Annotated in this window: 15 protein-coding genes; 10 read left to right on the top strand and 5 right to left on the bottom strand. The window is 41.9% G+C overall.

Annotation, left to right across the window (positions count from 1 at the left end):
• Positions 1-77 precede the first annotated feature (77 nt).
• Together NSU11_RS11670 and NSU11_RS11665 are read left to right on the top strand one after the other, a co-directional pair.
• A complete protein-coding gene (locus NSU11_RS11670) occupies positions 78-794 on the top strand; it encodes a tRNA (adenine(22)-N(1))-methyltransferase TrmK (protein WP_342493584.1) in 717 nt (238 codons plus the stop codon).
• Positions 787-1,908, top strand: coding sequence for a Nif3-like dinuclear metal center hexameric protein (locus NSU11_RS11665; RefSeq protein WP_025092953.1), 1,122 nt, complete (start codon positions 787-789; stop codon positions 1,906-1,908). Before NSU11_RS11670 ends, NSU11_RS11665 begins: the two co-directional genes overlap by 8 nt.
• Positions 1,909-1,945: 37 nt before the next feature.
• On the opposite strand, the gene NSU11_RS11660 is transcribed toward NSU11_RS11665, so the two are convergent.
• Both NSU11_RS11660 and vrrA read right to left on the bottom strand, forming a co-directional pair.
• Positions 1,946-2,890, bottom strand: a complete 945-nt coding sequence (locus NSU11_RS11660) for a 4-hydroxy-3-methylbut-2-enyl diphosphate reductase (protein ID WP_024423011.1) — start codon at positions 2,888-2,890, stop codon at positions 1,946-1,948.
• 157 nt (positions 2,891-3,047) lie between these two features.
• Positions 3,048-3,752, bottom strand: a complete 705-nt coding sequence (gene vrrA, locus NSU11_RS11655; protein WP_025092954.1) for a VrrA/YqfQ family protein — start codon at positions 3,750-3,752, stop codon at positions 3,048-3,050.
• Between the two features lie 155 nt (positions 3,753-3,907).
• Here vrrA and NSU11_RS11650 point away from each other — a divergent pair, with 155 nt between their 5' ends.
• Positions 3,908-5,227: a DEAD/DEAH box helicase gene (locus NSU11_RS11650; protein WP_024423009.1), complete on the top strand. Its 1,320-nt coding sequence runs from the start codon at positions 3,908-3,910 to the stop codon at positions 5,225-5,227.
• 9 nt (positions 5,228-5,236) lie between these two features.
• Positions 5,237-6,130, top strand: coding sequence for a deoxyribonuclease IV (locus tag NSU11_RS11645; RefSeq protein ID WP_024427965.1), 894 nt, complete (start codon positions 5,237-5,239; stop codon positions 6,128-6,130).
• 48 nt (positions 6,131-6,178) lie between these two features.
• On the opposite strand, the gene NSU11_RS11640 is transcribed toward NSU11_RS11645, so the two are convergent.
• Positions 6,179-6,433 (bottom strand): DUF2624 domain-containing protein, encoded by a 255-nt coding sequence (locus NSU11_RS11640; protein WP_034621575.1) that lies wholly within the window; start codon positions 6,431-6,433, stop codon positions 6,179-6,181.
• Positions 6,434-6,573: 140 nt separating this feature from the next.
• Between NSU11_RS11640 and NSU11_RS11635 the strand changes: the two genes are divergently transcribed.
• The 5 genes from NSU11_RS11635 to NSU11_RS11615 all read left to right on the top strand — a co-directional run bounded on the left by NSU11_RS11635 (position 6,574) and on the right by NSU11_RS11615 (position 10,670).
• Entirely contained in the window at positions 6,574-7,455 is an 882-nt protein-coding gene (locus NSU11_RS11635) for a YitT family protein (protein ID WP_024427967.1), read from the top strand.
• A gap of 135 nt (positions 7,456-7,590) precedes the next feature.
• Positions 7,591-8,367 (top strand): metal ABC transporter ATP-binding protein, encoded by a 777-nt coding sequence (locus NSU11_RS11630; protein ID WP_024423006.1) that lies wholly within the window; start codon positions 7,591-7,593, stop codon positions 8,365-8,367.
• A complete protein-coding gene (locus NSU11_RS11625; RefSeq protein WP_024423005.1) occupies positions 8,367-9,227 on the top strand; it encodes a metal ABC transporter permease in 861 nt (286 codons plus the stop codon). The genes NSU11_RS11630 and NSU11_RS11625 overlap by 1 nt, the downstream gene beginning before the upstream one ends.
• Complete coding sequence (locus tag NSU11_RS11620) at positions 9,205-9,633, top strand: Fur family transcriptional regulator (RefSeq protein ID WP_003217433.1); 429 nt, start codon at positions 9,205-9,207, stop codon at positions 9,631-9,633. The genes NSU11_RS11625 and NSU11_RS11620 overlap by 23 nt, the downstream gene beginning before the upstream one ends.
• A gap of 119 nt (positions 9,634-9,752) precedes the next feature.
• Positions 9,753-10,670: an ROK family protein gene (locus tag NSU11_RS11615; RefSeq protein WP_024423004.1), complete on the top strand. Its 918-nt coding sequence runs from the start codon at positions 9,753-9,755 to the stop codon at positions 10,668-10,670.
• 60 nt (positions 10,671-10,730) lie between these two features.
• On the opposite strand, the gene NSU11_RS11610 is transcribed toward NSU11_RS11615, so the two are convergent.
• Positions 10,731-11,309: a nucleotidase gene (locus tag NSU11_RS11610; RefSeq protein ID WP_024423003.1), complete on the bottom strand. Its 579-nt coding sequence runs from the start codon at positions 11,307-11,309 to the stop codon at positions 10,731-10,733.
• 139 nt (positions 11,310-11,448) lie between these two features.
• Here NSU11_RS11610 and NSU11_RS11605 point away from each other — a divergent pair, with 139 nt between their 5' ends.
• A complete protein-coding gene (locus NSU11_RS11605; protein ID WP_024423002.1) occupies positions 11,449-11,811 on the top strand; it encodes a DUF308 domain-containing protein in 363 nt (120 codons plus the stop codon).
• Between the two features lie 43 nt (positions 11,812-11,854).
• Here the strand turns inward: NSU11_RS11605 and ispG are convergent, their stop codons facing one another.
• Positions 11,855-12,970, bottom strand: a complete 1,116-nt coding sequence (gene ispG / locus NSU11_RS11600) for a flavodoxin-dependent (E)-4-hydroxy-3-methylbut-2-enyl-diphosphate synthase (RefSeq protein ID WP_024423001.1) — start codon at positions 12,968-12,970, stop codon at positions 11,855-11,857.
• Positions 12,971-13,047: the final 77 nt, after the last annotated feature.

Here is a 13,047-nt window from a genome sequence, read left to right as displayed (position 1 = left end):
TTGAAAACGACTTTTAAAAAGTCCATAATTTATATAAGATAGACAAGTATGAACATTAAAGAAAAGTAGTGATACGTATGAATGAAATGAATTTATCGAAACGATTAAAAAAAGTCGCTGACTTTTTACCAGATGAGGCAGTCTTCGCTGATATCGGCTCAGACCATGCCTATTTGCCATGCTATGCGATTCTGCATCAAAAAGCAGTGAAAGCCATTGCTGGTGAAATTACCGATGGACCGCTTCAATCGGCGCAGCAGCAAGTACATAGACTTGAATTAGATGAACAGATATCGGTCAGAAAAGGAAATGGCCTTGAAGTCATTGAAAAAGGCGAAGTGAATGCAGTGACGATTGCAGGTATGGGCGGGGCACTCATTGCAAGTATTTTAAATGAGAACAAGCATAAGCTCGCAGGCCATGAGCGGCTCATTCTTCAGCCGAATATCCATGCCCACCATATTCGTTTATGGCTTTATCAAGAGGGGTATGAATTGATAGATGAAGTCATTTTAGAAGAGGATGGCAAAATATACGAAATCATCATCGCAGAAAAAGGCGATAAAGATAAAGCCTATAAAGGAATGTCACTTGAAGCAGGCATGCTGGTTGGTCCGTTTCTTGCGAAAGAGCAAAATGGCGTCTTCCAGCGCAAGTGGATGCAAGAGCTTCAGCATATGGAGAAGATAGAAAGTCAAATTCAGCAGGCGGCGCGGACAGAAGAAAATAAAGAACGCCTTGAAGAGCTGAATGCGAAAATAAAGATGCTAAAGGAGGTTTTGACTGTTGGCTAAAACAGTAAACGGGCATGAAATCATCCAATTGTTTGAACAATTCTCACCAAAGGCATACGCCATGGAAGGGGATAAAATTGGTCTTCAGATTGGGACTTTAAATAAAAAAGTAACCAATGTGATGATCACCTTGGATGTATTAGAGAATGTAGTAGATGAGGCGATCGAGCGAAAAGTGGATCTTATTATTGCTCACCATCCGCCGATTTTTCGACCATTAAAACATGTAGCGACGGATCAGCCGGCTGGACGGATCATTGAAAAATGCATCAAACATGATATTGCGGTATATGTGGCACATACGAATTTAGACGTAGCTGATGGCGGAGTCAACGACCTGCTTGCTGAGGCCTTAGAGCTTGAAGAAACAAGAGTGTTAGTGCCGACATACGAAGATCCAATCAAACAGCTTGCTCTCTATGTCCCAGAGGAATTTGAAGAGGCCATCCGGACAGCTTTAGGAAATGCGGGCGCCGGCCATATTGGCAACTACAGCCATTGTGCGTTTTCAAATGAAGGGACAGGCAGCTTTCTGCCATCAGAAGAAGCTGAGCCGTTTATTGGTGAATCGGGTCAATTAGAATTTGTGAAAGAAGTGCGGATTGAAACCATTTTCCCAGCAAGTATAGAAAAACAAGTAATTCGCGAAATGATCAAAGCACATCCTTATGAAGAAGTCGCCTATAGTGTACACACGACAGACCTTCCTCCTATTCAAAAAGGTCTTGGCCGTATTGGAGAGCTAAATGAGCCAATGACACTTAGAGATTTCACACAATTTGTGAAAACGAAGCTAGATGTAAATGGTGCTCGTTTTGTAGGAGACCAAAACGCTGTTGTGAAAAAAGTGGCGGTGCTTGGCGGAGACGGAAATAAATATATCCATCAAGCGAAAAGAATGGGTGCAGATGTGTATGTGACAGGAGACCTTTATTTCCATGTTGCGCACGATGCCATGATGCTAGGGCTGAACGTTGTGGATCCAGGACATTATGCTGAAAAGATTATGAAAGAGGGCGTAAAGGCGAAGCTTCAATCGCTATGTGCGGATAAAAAATATGACGTACAGCTCTTTGTTTCTGAATCAAACACAAACCCATTTCAATTTATGTAATCAAAAAACGTCAGAGCATATCCGCTCTGACGTTTTCTTATTTCTTTGTTTTGACGCGAGGTAAAATTTTAGAAAGAGGAACGGTTCGTTCAATCTTCCAAGTTGTTTCATCATCTGGTTCATAGTTTTCTAAGAAACGAATGACTTCCTTTGTAATAGGTGTTGGTGTTGAAGCACCAGCAGTAACGGCAACGGTTTTGACGCCCTGCAGCCATTCCAGCTTGAGTTCACTTAAGTCGCCAATACGGTAAGCCTGCGTTCCGGCAATCTCCATTGACACTTGTGCGAGACGGTTAGAGTTATTACTTTTTGGATCGCCGACAACAATGGTTAAATCGGCTTGGCCAGCTTGCTGCGATACAGCTTCCTGACGCACCTGTGTCGCAAGGCAAATTTCTTGATGATACTCGACGTGAGGGTATTTCTCTTTAATCAGCTCCATCAGGTCGTGGACATCCCATTGAGACATCGTCGTTTGGTTCGTGATGAGCAGTTTTTCTGATGTTAAATCGAGTGCCTCAATGTCAGCTTCTGTTTCGACAAGATGTACCTTGTCAGGGGCTACTCCGACAGCTCCTTCTGGCTCAGGATGACCCTTTTTCCCAATATAAATAATGTCATAGCCATCGGCTGTTTTCTCTGAAATGAGTTCGTGTGTTTTCGTTACATCGGGACAGGTCGCATCAATGGCGACAAGGCCTTTTTCTTCTGCGATTTGACGAACCTCAGGAGAAACCCCGTGAGCTGTGAAAATGACTGTTCCACTTTCAACCTGCTTTAAAATGTCTAAGCGGTTTGGTCCGTCCAGTGTGTAAATACCATCTTCTTCGAAGGCATCAGTGACATGTTTGTTGTGCACAATCATACCTAATATATAAATTGGGCGTGGCAAGTTCTTATCAAGTGCGGCATTTTTAGCAATGACCATTGCATCCACAACGCCATAGCAATAGCCACGCGGCGATATTTTAATTACATTCATTTATTCGTCCTCCTGTAGGGAAGTGCTGCTAGAGAAGAACAATATAAAAAGCCGTAAAAAACGGCTTTTTATCATTCTCTTGCTTCCATTATAGCCAAAGTAAGCGTATATATCAAAGATTGTTATACGCAGTGAACACTTCGCCGTTAAAAGATCACTAGACATATAGTTTTGGAACAGAGCTGCCAGATCTTTTTTTCGGTTTTGCTTCAGGAGCAGGTGATGTGTGAGGTGCTGTTTTTTTGACGAGGATGTCTTCTGGTTCTTTATTTTTTTCTATTTCGTCAGTTTGTGCTTCTTCCTCGTGCACTTCTGTTTCCGCGCTGGTCTCCGTTGATTCTGCATCAGCATCATTTGCACTTTCTTCATCATCATCCGCACTGCCAAGCTGGCTGTACAGTTTAATCATCGCCGGCAAATTTCTCACTAAAGGACCGTATTGCTGAATCATTGGCGTAAATTGCTGCGCCATCCCGAGCACTTTTTGAACATTTCCTAACATGCTTGAGAGGGTCGCAGGATTTGTGAAGCTCTGGATTCCTTGTAATCCCGCACCACCTCCAGAGACTCCAGCTCCTCCTGCGCCAGGAAGAAATTTAGAGAGCATGCCTTTAATTCCTGCTCCGCCGCCTAGTGCACGGCTCTCACCTCCTGGAATTCCGCCCATCCCGGGTAAACCGCCTCCCTGTACAGACGGGGAGCGAGGCATCATTTGCTGAAATGGATTGCCTTGCCCTTGAAAAGGCTGTTGGATAGGAGGCTGCTGCCCTCTTTGAAATATTCCGGGCTGTCCGCCATTTCCAAGGTGCCGGCGTGAGGGACGGCGCGGCTGAAAATCGCCCATAGGCCTTTGCCCTAACATACTTGTACCTCCCTTACTGCATTCTCTTTCTCTTCATAGGTTATGCAAGGAAGCACCAATTGGTTTCCTGTAGGAAAAGCGGACATGGTTTTTTTACTGAAAATCAGCTATAATGAGGAGATGAGCAAAAAGGCATTGCCTTAAGGAGTGAAAACATGAAAGAAACGAAATTTACGACATATGAATTAAAGCCTTTTATTATAGATGCTATTCATGAACTAGGCTTTTATGAGCCGACTGATATTCAAAAAAGAATCATCCCTGCTGTTTTAAAAGGAGAAAGCGTGATCGGCCAGTCACAAACAGGAACAGGAAAAACTCATGCCTACTTACTGCCGCTGATTCATTCAATTGATCCAAGCAAAGAGCAGGTACAAGTAGTGATTACTGCACCTACAAGAGAATTAGCCAATCAAATTTTCAAAGAAGCTCAAACGATTTTAAAGAATGCTTCTCCAGAAGAAGAGATCAAAGCAAAGCTTTACATTGGCGGAACGGACAAGCAGAAATCAATTCAAAAGCTAAAAAACCAGCCGCATTTGGTTGTCGGTACACCTGGACGTATTGCTGACCTCATTCATGAGCAGGCGCTGAATGTTTACAAAGCGACCTCTCTTGTTATTGATGAAGCTGATTTAATGCTGGATATGGGATTTTTAGAAGATGTGGACCGTATTGGTGCACAAATGCCAGAACAGCTGCAAATGCTTGTGTTCTCTGCAACCATCCCAGAAAAACTAAAGCCTTTCCTGAAAAAATATATGGACAATCCAAAGTATGCGCATGTTGAACCAAGACGGATTACAGCTGAAAACATTCAGCATATTTTAGTTCCGTCTAAACAGCGTGATAAATTAAAATTGCTCCATGAAATGGTGACGAATGTACAGCCATATTTAGGGATCATTTTTGCCAATACAAAAACAACTGTTGATGAAATCGCATCGTTCCTACAAGAAAAAGGAATGAAAATCGGTGTGCTCCATGGCGGATTGACGCCGCGCGAACGTAAAAAAGTCATGAAACAAATTGAAGATTTGGAGTTCACTTATATTGTGGCATCAGATCTTGCAGCTCGCGGGATTGACATTAAAGGCGTCAGCCACGTGATTAACTATGAACTTCCATCTGATCTTGATTTTTATGTGCACCGCGTTGGAAGAACAGCTCGTGCGGGTTCATCTGGAATTGCCATGACCATTTATGAGCTGGCTGATGAGGATGCACTCATTCAAATTGAGAAAATGGGTGTTGTGTTTGAAAACAAAACAATTGTTCATGGCGAATGGCGAGATGCAGATGACCGTCTGAAGCGTCAAAGACGTAAAAAAGCCCCAAATGAAATTGAAGAAAAAGCAAAACGTCTTGTGAGAAAACCGAAAGCCGTCAAACCTGGATATAAAAAGAAAATGACACGTGAGATGGATAAAATCAAAAGACAGGAACGTAGAAAGTCAAAGCGTAATGGAAAGTAGGGGGAAACATTGTTAAAGATTGGTTCACATGTATCCATGAGCGGAAAACATATGCTTCTTGCAGCGAGTGAGGAAGCTGCCTCTTATGGTTCGAATACGTTTATGATTTATACAGGTGCACCGCAAAATACGCGCCGTAAAAAAATTGAAGACCTCAATATTGAAGCTGGACAAGCGCATATGAAAGAGCATGGCATGACGGATATCGTCGTGCATGCTCCGTATATTATCAATATTGGAAATACAGTGAATCCAGCGACATTTGAGCTTGGTGTAGACTTCCTTCGCTCTGAGATTGAACGTACGGAAGCGCTGGGAGCAAGACAAATTGTTCTCCACCCGGGTGCGCATGTCGGAGCAGGGGCAGAGGCAGGGATTCAAAAAATCATTGAAGGTTTAAACGAAGTCATTGTGAAAGGTCAAGAGGTTCAAATTGCACTTGAAACAATGGCGGGAAAAGGATCAGAGTGCGGAAGAAGCTTTGAAGAGCTTGCCCAAATTATCGACGGAGTGACACATAACGAAGCTCTTTCTGTCTGCTTTGATACGTGTCACACGCACGATGCTGGTTATCCGATTGTGAGTGACTTTGATGGTGTATTAGAAGAATTTGATCGAATTGTTGGTATTGACCGAATCAAAGTTCTTCATATTAATGACAGTAAAAACGTGCAAGGCGCAAGAAAAGACCGACATGAAAATATCGGTTTTGGTGAAATTGGTTTCGATGCACTGAGCTATATTGTGCATCATCCGCAGCTTCAAGATGTGCCGAAAATTCTAGAAACGCCTTATGTAGGTGAAGATAAAAAGAACAAAAAACCACCTTACAAATTCGAAATTGCCATGCTGAAAGAAAAGCAATTTGATGAAGGCTTACTAGATAAAATTACGGGTCAGTAAAAAAGGATGCAACATGTTGAGGTGCCGCTAAATGCGGCCCTTTTTTGCTTAACTTGTAAACTGGTTAAACAAATCATTCACAGTCTGTGCTGTCTGTTTAGAAGTAATCGCTTCCACTTGCTTAAGAAGCCGGTGACGCTCTGAGTCATTAAAAATATTGATGTTTTTCCCGTTCATGAGTTTGGCCACCTCAGCAGCTTGATGAGACGTTAAACTGACGCCATACTGTTTCGCATACCTTAACAGATCATTTGCTGTGATCTGATTGAGCCGCTGCAGGACAATTTTTTGAATTAAAATCAATTCCATTCCTCCCCTCTGTAACAATGTATGGGCGAAAACGGAAAATGTGCAAAAAATTTTATTTTATTCTGTGAAATGATAAAATAGTAAAGCGGATAAAATGTTCATTGAAAATTTAACATGTGTAGAAGGGAGAACGTATGGCAAATAGTAAACAGCATAGAAAGGAATCGGTGCCTCATTTTATTTTGAGAATTTTTCTGATTCTAGTAGGAGCTGCATGTGCAGCAGTCAGCATTGAATTATTTTTAGTGCCAAACAATATTATTGATGGAGGCATCATCGGCATTTCGCTTATTTTGGATTATCTCTTTACAGATAACCCGTTTATTAATTTCGCGACGATTGTTGTCATTTTAAATATTCCATTTATGATATCAGGATACAAGCATATTGGGAAAACCTTTCTCATTTCCACTGTGATTGGGATTGTCAGCTTAGCCGTGATTGAATCTTCACTTCATCATGTGGAGGCATTTACAACACAGCCGATCTTAGCCACTGTATTTGGCGGGCTATTGCTTGGATTTGGTGTTGGACTTGTCATCCGTAATGGAGGTTCAATGGATGGAACAGAGATCTTGGGAATTCTTCTGACGAAAAAAATTCCTTTCTCCGTCGGTGAGTTTGTCATGATCGTCAATGTGTTCATTTTTATTTGGGCGGGCTTTGTTTTCGGACCAGAGCAGGCTATGTATTCTGTCATGACATATTATTTGGCAATGAAAACAATTGATGCTGTCATTCAAGGGCTTGATGAAACAAAAGCTGTCATTATCGTCTCAGACTATTATGATGAAATTTCAGATGCGATTCTGCATCGACTCGGCAGGGGAACGACAAAGCTGAGAGGAAAAGGCGGCTATACAGATGAAGAAAAAGATGTCATCTACGCCGTTGTCACAAGGCTTGAAATTACAAAGCTGAAATCCATTGTATTTGAAATTGATGACCAAGCATTTATCACGATTATGGATACGCATGAAACAAAAGGCGGTAAGTTCAAAACAGCCATTCATTAGCTTTTATTTTACTTTTTTATCTTTCTTTTATATAATGAAATGTATGTATGGACAGAGAAAATGGCAAAAGCCATTTTCTTTTTGTTGTATAAATCGTAATCATTCTTTTTATATTGATTAAAGGTGGAAAGATTCATGGCAAAGCCAATTATTGAAATGAAGGACATTTCGTACTCGTATGGACAGCGAAATGTCATTGATCACATTCATTTAACAGTAGAGGAAGGAAACTTCCTAGCACTTGTTGGACCGAATGGTTCTGGTAAAACAACCTTATTAAAATGCCTGCTTGGGCTCATTAAACCGCAGCAGGGTGAATTAAAGCTATTTGGCACGCCTGTCTCAAAATTTAGAGACTGGGATCAAATTGGATTTGTTTCTCAAAAGGCGAATAGCTTTAATACAGGTTTCCCTGCTTCTGTATATGAGGTCGTCGCAAGCGGACTGACCGCAAAAATTGGTTTGTTTAAACGAATGAGCAAACAGGATAAATGGCAAGTGGAAGATGCCATTCGCTCAGTTGGCATACAGGATTTAAAGCATCAAAACATCGGTGAGCTTTCTGGCGGGCAGCAGCAGCGTGCATTTATTGCCCGTGCGCTTGTCAGTCAGCCGAAGCTGCTCATTTTGGATGAGCCCACGGTTGGAGTAGACCAGCGGACAGTAGAAGGCTTTTATCAGCTGCTCGAAACATTGAACAAAGAAAAAGGAATGTCTTTAATTCTCGTCACACACGACGTTGGCACCGTTTCTGATAAAGTCACCCATGTGGCTTGTTTAAATCAGACACTGCATTTTCACGGGGATGCAGAAGCGTTTGATTCAATGGATGATCAGGCGCTATCCCAATTTTACGGGCATGACATTCAAGTGATTCATCACGATCATCACCATCATGGGGGACATGAATAATGCTATTTCCATTTTTTCATTATGAATTTTTACAAAATGCGTTTATCGCAGGGTTACTGATTGGTTTTATTGCACCCTTACTTGGTGTATTTATTGTCGTAAGAAGGCTTTCGCTTATTGCAGATGCCCTCAGTCACGTATCACTTGCCGGTATTGCCGCAAGTTTATTTCTTGATAAAAAGTTTGGCCTTTTGACAGGGGTAAGCCCGCTCTACTTAGGGATGGCTTTTTCTGTTGCAGGTTCATTGTTTATTGAACGCTTGCGCTCCGTGTATAAGCATTATCAGGAGCTTGCCATTCCCATCATCTTATCAGGTGGTATTGGGATTTCCGTCATCTTCATTTCACTGGCGAATGGCTTTAATACAGATTTGTTTAGTTATTTATTCGGAAGTGTCAGTGCGGTTTCAAGACTTGATCTTTGGATTATTGTAGGGATCTCACTCGTTGTTGTGTTAGTTGTTGTGCTTTTATATAAAGAATTGTTTCTGCTTTCTTTTGATGAAGAGCATGCAAAGGCTTCTGGTATTTCAGCAAAATGGATTCATTTTATTTTTATCTTAGTTGTTGCACTTGTCATTGCGGCATCGATGCGTATCGTCGGTACACTGCTTGTGTCGGCGCTCATGACGCTTCCTGTTGCGGCAAGTATCCGCATTGCCAAAGGATTCAAACAGGCGATTTTCCTTTCGATCTTGTTTGGTGAATTGTCTGTATTGGCCGGATTGATTTTAAGCTATTATCTTGATTTAGCGCCAGGCGGAACCATTGTGATGCTGTCGATCTTGATTTTAATCGGGTGTATTAGTATTGGGAAATTCAGAAGGGGGAATCAACATGAACGTACAAGAAGCGCTTGATTTATTAAAGGAAAAAGGCTACAAATATACAAGCAAACGTGAAGACATGCTTCAATTGTTTTCTGATTCTGATAAATACTTGACCGCTAAAAATGTGCTGACGGCACTAAGTGAAGACTACCCGGGTCTCAGCTTTGATACAATTTATCGAAACTTGTCACTATATGAAGACCTTGGAATATTAGAAACAACGGAATTGTCAGGGGAGAAACTTTTCCGTTTTAAATGTTCATTTTCCCATCATCACCATCACTTTATTTGTCTTACATGCGGGAAAACAAAAGAGATCGATGCCTGCCCTATGGACAAGCTCGACGCTGATTTAGAGGATTATCATATTAGTGGACATAAATTTGAAATATATGGAACATGTCCTTCTTGCGAACCGAAGGAAGTTCACTCATGAAAAAGCCAGCCATGGAGCTGGCTTTTTTGTTTTGTCTTTTGAAAACGTTTTACAAAGAGAGGCTGTTTCATTAAAATGAGATTAAGGTACTACTTTTTAAAGTAAAAGGAGGGGTAAAAGTGGCCTATTACGTCGTGTTTGATGTAGGCGGGACGAGAACAAAACATGGATTAATGGATCAGGATGGGGAGCTTGTCACAAGTGGTGACTATGAAACGAACTGCCGGCAGCTTGAACCGTTTTTAGAAGCCATGGCGGATGTGGTCAGGCAATATCAAAGGATGCAGGATGTCAGCGGTATCGCCATCAGTCTTCCAGGTTTTGTGGACAGTGAATCAGGTTATACAGAATTTGCAGGCGCCATCATCGCCTTAAATGGTCAAAATGTAAAAACACTTTTAGAAGAGAAAACGTCTCTTCGTGTAGAAGTGGAAAATGATGCGAACTGTGCAGCTCTCGCAGAAAAATACAGCGGTCATGCGAAAGATTGTGATAGCTTTATTTGTATGACAATTGGCACGGGTGTCGGCGGGGGTATTTTTGCTAATGGTCAGCTTGTGCGCGGTGCATCCTTCCGCGGTGGTGAATTTGGCATGATGCTGACAGAGACGGAAAATGGCCAGTTTACAACTCTTAACAGCAGCGCTTCAACGGCTGGATTAATTCGGAGCTATAAAGAAAAGCAAGGAATTCCGCAAAGTGCTCAAATAGACGGTCAAGAAATTTTTGAAAAGGCGAAGCATGATCCGGCCATTGAGAAGCTGTTGGATCAATGGTACAAGCGAATAGCCATTGGCGTTTACAATGTAGCGACTGTTCTTAACCCAGAGAAAATCCTCATTGGCGGAGGCGTAAGTGCAAGACCAGATTTATTACAAAACATTGAAAAACATTTACATACACTGCATGCGTGGAAGAACATTCAGGTGAAGCTGGAAACTTGCTACTACTTGAATCAGGCAGGCATGAAGGGGGCACTGTACCATTTTCTCATGAAAGAAGGGCAGCTTGCTCCATCAAAAAAGCCGATACATTAAATGTATCGGCTTCAGCGTGTAGACTCGCGAATAATCCGCTTCGGTGCTCGCTCAGTTACATTAATAAGCAGTTTGCAGACGCTGTTCGTATTGTTTGATCCATTGAGACGCTTCCTGCCAGTTGTTCACGCGAATAATTCTGTCGTCAATTGGCATTTGATTATAAGGGGAGTTAAAAAGAATAACCGGAATGTCAGCTTCTTTTGCAATCATTGTGGCATTGCCATGATGGTCTTCAAAAAATACATCAATTTTGTGCTTTTGAACGGCTTCCAGCTTATGATGACCGCCAACCAGCTCAATAGCATCATAGTGCACGTCATGTTCTTGAAACCACTTGTAGGTGATATCTGAATGCTGCTGCCTTCTTGCGGTAATATAAATCAGTCTGTGCTGCAGCTTCATTTCGTCGAGGATCTCTTTTGCACCCTCAGCAGGCTTTGCCTGTTTATAAATAAGAGGCTCGTGCTGATCCATCCAGCCCCAAAATTCTTCTTGAGAAATCTTTAAAAGCTTCGTCAAATCATACTCTGTCATATCATCTAGTGTCATGGCACATTGGAACGACTCATTTAAGTAGGGGACAAAGGTGTCCTGTGCCGTCACTGTACCATCAATATCAATTCCTAAACGTAACATGCCCACACTCCTCATTTTTATACTCTTAAAGTGTAACATAATCAATTCACAATTCCAGCAAGTTTTAGCAATCATGAAACAGACATTTTTGCTCATACTAAAAAAGCTCCTTTCTATTAACCAAAAGGGGGAATTGATCATGGAAAGAGACGAGGATTTCAGAAGAAATGATCGTGAAATCGACACACATTTTAGTAATGATGATGGCTATTTAGAGGAAACAGCTGCTGAAATTGCAGAGCCATATCAAGCTTCAAGAGATCGAGAAGATAGACGAGGACGTGACCAAGCAGGTGACGATTCAGGCAGTAAAGGGATAGGCTATACAGCACTTGCGATTGCGATTATCTCATTATTTGTCTTGCCGGTGCTATTAGGGGTAGCGGCAATCGTCGTTGGTTATATTGCAAGAAGAAAAGGAGCACATGCGCTTGGCGCGTGGTCAATTGGGATCGGAATTGTTTCCGTTATCCTAGGCATATTTATCACCCCGTTCTTTTAACAAGAACAGAAAAACGCCTGACTATGACGTCAGGCGTTTTTTGTTAGGCATTCGCTTGTTTTTCTTTTTCAGCTTCCATTTTCGCATAATGTTCTTCAGCGATTTTATCGATTTCTTTTTTCAGTTCTTCGACCATTGTTTCTTCCGGTACTTTACGAACAATTTCACCTTTACGGAACAATAAGCCTTCGCCTCTAGCGCCTGCGATACCGATATCCGCTTCACGTGCTTCACCTGGACCATTAACAGCGCAGCCGAGAACAGCAACTTTAATCGGTGCTTTGATTTTAGAAATATATTCTTCGACTTCATTTGCAATGCTGATGAGGTCAATTTCAATTCGTCCACAAGTTGGGCAGGAGATCAGTGTTGCTGCATTTGATGCAAGACCAAATGATTTCAACAATTCACGTGCTACTTTTACTTCCTCAACTGGGTCAGCACTTAATGAAATACGGAGGGTGTTCCCAATCCCCATATTCAAAATAGCGCCAAGTCCAGCTGCACTTTTGACTGTACCTGCAAATAGCGTACCTGATTCTGTAATCCCAAGGTGAAGAGGATAATCAAAGGCTTTAGCCGCTTTTTCGTATGCTTCAATTGCAAGGTTTACATCAGATGCTTTCATACTGACGATGATGTCATGAAAGTCTAGGTCTTCTAGAATTTTAATGTGATGCAGTGCACTTTCGACCATACCATCTGCTGTTGGATAGCCGTATTTATCAAGAATCTTTTTCTCTAATGAACCAGCGTTTACGCCAATACGGATTGGAATGCCTTTTTCTTTTGCTGCTTTGACAACCGCTTCGACTTTTTCTCTTCTTCCGATGTTTCCTGGATTGATTCGGATTTTGTCTGCGCCTGCTTCGATCGCTTTCAGTGCAAGCTTGTAGTCAAAATGAATATCCACAACAAGCGGGATGTTAATTTGTTTTTTAATGTCCGCAATTGCATTTGCTGCACGCTCATCTGGACATGCGACACGCACGATTTGACAGCCTGCCTCTTCTAAACGTTTAATTTCAGCGACTGTCGCTTCGACATCATGTGTTTTGGTTGTTGCCATACTTTGAATGACAACCTCATTATTTCCACCTATAGTTAAAGGTCCCACTTTGACGGGACGCGTTTTAGTACGATGTGTGACTTCACTCACTTGTCAATCGCTCCTTAGTGTACAAGCAATCCTTTGCCGTGTACGTCGTGTTTTACAGTTCATATTGTAACAGTCTC

The organism is Bacillus sp. FSL R5-0712 (genome assembly GCF_038593285.1).
Classification (GTDB): domain Bacteria; phylum Bacillota; class Bacilli; order Bacillales; family Bacillaceae; genus Bacillus; species Bacillus safensis.
This window is presented reverse-complemented; position numbering and strand designations above follow the sequence as displayed.

What these genes read in the sequence shown, in the direction of transcription:
- NSU11_RS11670 (WP_342493584.1), top strand. Translation starts at nt 78, where the DNA reads ATGAATGAAATGAATTTATCGAAACGATTAAAAAAAGTCGCTGACTTT.
- NSU11_RS11660 (WP_024423011.1), bottom strand. Translation starts at nt 2,890, where the DNA reads ATGAATGTAATTAAAATATCGCCGCGTGGCTATTGCTATGGCGTTGTG.
- vrrA (WP_025092954.1), bottom strand. Translation starts at nt 3,752, where the DNA reads ATGTTAGGGCAAAGGCCTATGGGCGATTTTCAGCCGCGCCGTCCCTCA.
- NSU11_RS11650 (WP_024423009.1), top strand. Translation starts at nt 3,908, where the DNA reads ATGAAAGAAACGAAATTTACGACATATGAATTAAAGCCTTTTATTATA.
- NSU11_RS11635 (WP_024427967.1), top strand. Translation starts at nt 6,574, where the DNA reads ATGGCAAATAGTAAACAGCATAGAAAGGAATCGGTGCCTCATTTTATT.
- NSU11_RS11630 (WP_024423006.1), top strand. Translation starts at nt 7,591, where the DNA reads ATGGCAAAGCCAATTATTGAAATGAAGGACATTTCGTACTCGTATGGA.
- NSU11_RS11625 (WP_024423005.1), top strand. Translation starts at nt 8,367, where the DNA reads ATGCTATTTCCATTTTTTCATTATGAATTTTTACAAAATGCGTTTATC.
- NSU11_RS11620 (WP_003217433.1), top strand. Translation starts at nt 9,205, where the DNA reads ATGAACGTACAAGAAGCGCTTGATTTATTAAAGGAAAAAGGCTACAAA.
- NSU11_RS11610 (WP_024423003.1), bottom strand. Translation starts at nt 11,309, where the DNA reads ATGTTACGTTTAGGAATTGATATTGATGGTACAGTGACGGCACAGGAC.
- NSU11_RS11605 (WP_024423002.1), top strand. Translation starts at nt 11,449, where the DNA reads ATGGAAAGAGACGAGGATTTCAGAAGAAATGATCGTGAAATCGACACA.